The sequence below is a fragment of the Sphingobacteriales bacterium genome, from assembly GCA_012517435.1.
Taxonomy (GTDB): Bacteria; Bacteroidota; Bacteroidia; order CAILMK01; family JAAYUY01; genus JAAYUY01.
This window is the reverse complement of record JAAYUY010000162.1, coordinates 1-3,289: the sequence shown is the minus strand read 5'-3', so window position 1 is coordinate 3,289 and position 3,289 is coordinate 1. Positions and strand designations below refer to the sequence as shown.

The 3,289-nt window shown below is 31.3% G+C and carries 3 protein-coding genes; all 3 read left to right on the top strand.

Annotation, left to right across the window (positions count from 1 at the left end):
* Positions 1 to 9 precede the first annotated feature (9 nt).
* Positions 10 to 765 (top strand): hypothetical protein, encoded by a 756-nt coding sequence (locus GX437_09325; protein NLJ07856.1) that lies wholly within the window; start codon positions 10 to 12, stop codon positions 763 to 765.
* A 101-nt stretch (positions 766 to 866) separates the two neighbouring features.
* A complete protein-coding gene (locus GX437_09320) occupies positions 867 to 1,694 on the top strand; it encodes a polysaccharide deacetylase family protein (GenBank protein ID NLJ07855.1) in 828 nt (275 codons plus the stop codon).
* A gap of 6 nt (positions 1,695 to 1,700) precedes the next feature.
* The gene (locus GX437_09315; GenBank protein ID NLJ07854.1) at positions 1,701 to 2,507 is read left to right on the top strand and encodes a hypothetical protein; all 807 of its coding nucleotides are present in this window, start codon (positions 1,701 to 1,703) and stop codon (positions 2,505 to 2,507) included.
* Positions 2,508 to 3,289: the final 782 nt, after the last annotated feature.

Here is a 3,289-nt window from a genome sequence, read left to right as displayed (position 1 = left end):
TTTTAAATAATGGACTTTACCCTTAAAACCTATAAATCACTTCTCCAAGCAATCAAAGATTCCGGTTATGCATTTCAGACCTTTGAGGATTTCATTAAAAACCCAAAAGAAAAAGTGGTTGTATTAAGGCATGATGTAGATCGATTACCTGAAAATGCACTAAGAATGGCAGAACTTGAAAATGTATTGCATTGCAAGGCTTCTTATTATTTTAGAATTGTGCCTTTTGTTTTTAATGAATCTATTATTTGTAGTTGCGTTTTACTTAAGCATGAAGTAAGCTATCATTATGAGGATATGACAATTTGTAAAGGTGATATAGAATCGGCATATCAACATTTCAAAGACAAATTAGAAATATTTCGAAAATTCTATCCTGCAAAAACAATATGTATGCACGGTAGTCCAATGACAAAGTGGGATAACCGGGATATTTGGAAGAAATATAATTATCGTGATTTGGGAATTATTGCAGAGCCTTACTTTGATGTGGATTATAAAAAAGTGCTTTACATAACAGATACAGGTAGAAAATGGAATAAGGAAAGTGTAAGTGTCAGAGATAAAGTTGATTCAGGATTTAATATTTCTATTAAATCGACTTATGATTTAATGAGGAAATTTAAAAATAATGAACTTCCCAATCAGATTATTATCAATACTCATCCCCACAGATGGTTTGATTTTGGATTTGGTTGGTTCAAAGAATTAGTGATGCAAAATGCGAAAAACACTATAAAGTACTTTTTTGTAAAATTTCAATGAACAATCCTAAATACTGTCTTTTTACAAACGATGTTGAAACCACCTCAATTTGGTTAAATACGCTTCGCGATGAAACCGGTTGGAAAGTCTATCGGGAAGGAATGCCGATTCTTCTTGATATTTACGAAAAGTATAATATCAAAAGTACTTTTTTCTTTACAGGATATATTGCAAAGTTAATTCCTGATATTGTTAAAATGATATTAGGCAAAGGGCATGAAGTTGCTAGTCATGGATTATCACATAAGGTTGAAAATGGTTTTGATATAATGCCTTTTAATAAGCAAAAAGAACATTTATTAACTTCAAAAAATATTCTGGAAGATATCTCTGGTGAAGAAGTAATTTCTTTCAGAGCTCCGGCACTTAGAATGAATGAATTTACATCAAAAGCTCTGATAGAAACAGACTATAAAATTGACAGTTCGGTTGCATCTCAAAGATTCGATATGTTTATGTCTTTTGGAGGATTAAAGAAGCTAAATTGGTTAACAGCCCCACGTTTGCCTTACAGAACAAGTGAAAAATCAATTTTTAAAAAAGGTAATGCTAATTTAATTGAAGTTCCATTATCAGCTACTATTTTTCCCTATATAGGTACTACAATGAGAATTTTTCCTTTACTTACAAGATGCCAACATCATTTATTAAACTTTGAATCAAAAATTAACAAAAAACCAATTGTATTTGATATTCATCCAAATGAGTTTATTGATGAAAGCAGTGAAAAAAGGGAAATAACTAGAAGAAGTAAAAATTCAATTACTTTTATATTAAAAGACCTTGTCAGGTCAAAGTTAAAGATAAAGAATTTGGGGAAGGATGCAATACCTCTCTATGAAAAGGAAATTGAATATTTTTTAACAAAAGATTACAAGTTTTTAACAATAAAAGATTATTGTATTCAAACTGGTTTGTTAAAATTTTAAGCTGAAATGAGAATTTTCATCATAACAATGGACGATCCAGTCCAAACCAACAATTTTATTAAATACATCATTGATAATAAAAAAGATGAAATTATTGGCTTAGCTGTTCCAAACGGGGATAGACTCAAAATTGGGAAAAACAAATCAAAAATTTTATATATCCTTACTTTATTACTTATTATGGGCTTACCAGATTTTCTTAAAAACTCTTTTATTACAATGAGTTTTAAGATTAAAAAAAATCTTAGCAAACACGGATTGTGCAATAATCCATCAATTACATATTATGCACAGCAATTTGGAATACCTGTGTGGAAAATTAAAACTCCAAATAGCAAGTCATTTATGAAGGAATTATCATCATTAAAACCTGATGTTATTATAAACCAAAGTCAAAGTATTATTAAAAAGGAATTGCTTGAAATCCCCAAAATAGGGGTCATCAACAGACATAATGCATTGCTTCCAAAAAACAGAGGAAGATTAACTCCATTTTGGGTTTTGTATAAAGAAGAAAAGGAAACAGGTGTTTCTATTCATTTTGTTACAGAAGAGCTGGACGCGGGAGATATAATTGTTCAAAAACGATTCCCAATTACCAGGAAAGATAATTTTAATTCAGTGGTTAAAAAAAATTATGAGATAGCACCAATTGCTATGTTAGAAGCATTAGCCAAATTAGAAAATGGAGAAGAAGACTTTATTAAAAATGAAAATAGCTTCGCAACGTATAATACTATCCCTACTATTAAAGAAGCCTGGCAATATCGTAGAAAGAGAATTATGAGTTTTTTAGGGCAAAAAAAAGTTTAAAGGATAAAGTTATTCGAAATAAGAAGTTTGAAGTTAGAAGGGAGAGGTAATCTGAAATTTGGCAGTGTTGAGTAGGCGGTAGGCAGAAGTTTGAAATCAAAAGTTTGAGGTCAAAAATCAGAAGATAAGTATGGAACAGGATGTTGATAGGTCTTACTCGTTATTTATCAATTATTTTGAACGATTGGCCGAGATTTTGAAAGACGAATGAGATGATTAAGGCGATTGAAACAGGAAGGGCCCCCAAAAAGGCGATGATTACGGTGCATCTTCAGAGATGGAGTGGTAGACCAATACCGTGGTTAAAAGAGTATTTTTATAAAAAAACTAGAAAAATCGCTAAATATTTTCTAATCCAATACCGGACATGGAAAAGTGAATATTCAGTTTTTTAATACAGCATTCAGCAATCCTGCACTCTTGAAAGCTATTGAGAATTCCGGTTTATATCAGCCGGAATTTTTATTAGATAAGGAAGGGTCCCCGTGGATGTCAGGCTTTATATTCAGAAAAATGCTCAACTTCAGGTTATTACTTCTTGAAGAGAATTTTCTTCAGTTGAGAACTAATGATATACAGCTTAGGAATTTTCTTGGTTCCGCAGTTTTTACGGAATTCAGACCATTAAACGGAATCAGTGAAAAGGAGGAGAATCTACTAAATCAACTCGGTTTTAGCAAAACTGACTGGTTGAATCTTATTGCAAAAACGAATTCTGTGAGTGAAATTGGGGAAAAAGTTTCAGATGTTAAAAAACGCCAGATAAGGAGTTCCGAAAAATA

Excerpts from the sequence above, each read along its gene's own strand:
- GX437_09325 (NLJ07856.1), top strand. The coding sequence starts at position 10 with ATGGACTTTACCCTTAAAACCTATAAATCACTTCTCCAAGCAATCAAA.
- GX437_09320 (NLJ07855.1), top strand. The coding sequence starts at position 867 with ATGCCGATTCTTCTTGATATTTACGAAAAGTATAATATCAAAAGTACT.
- GX437_09315 (NLJ07854.1), top strand. The coding sequence starts at position 1,701 with ATGAGAATTTTCATCATAACAATGGACGATCCAGTCCAAACCAACAAT.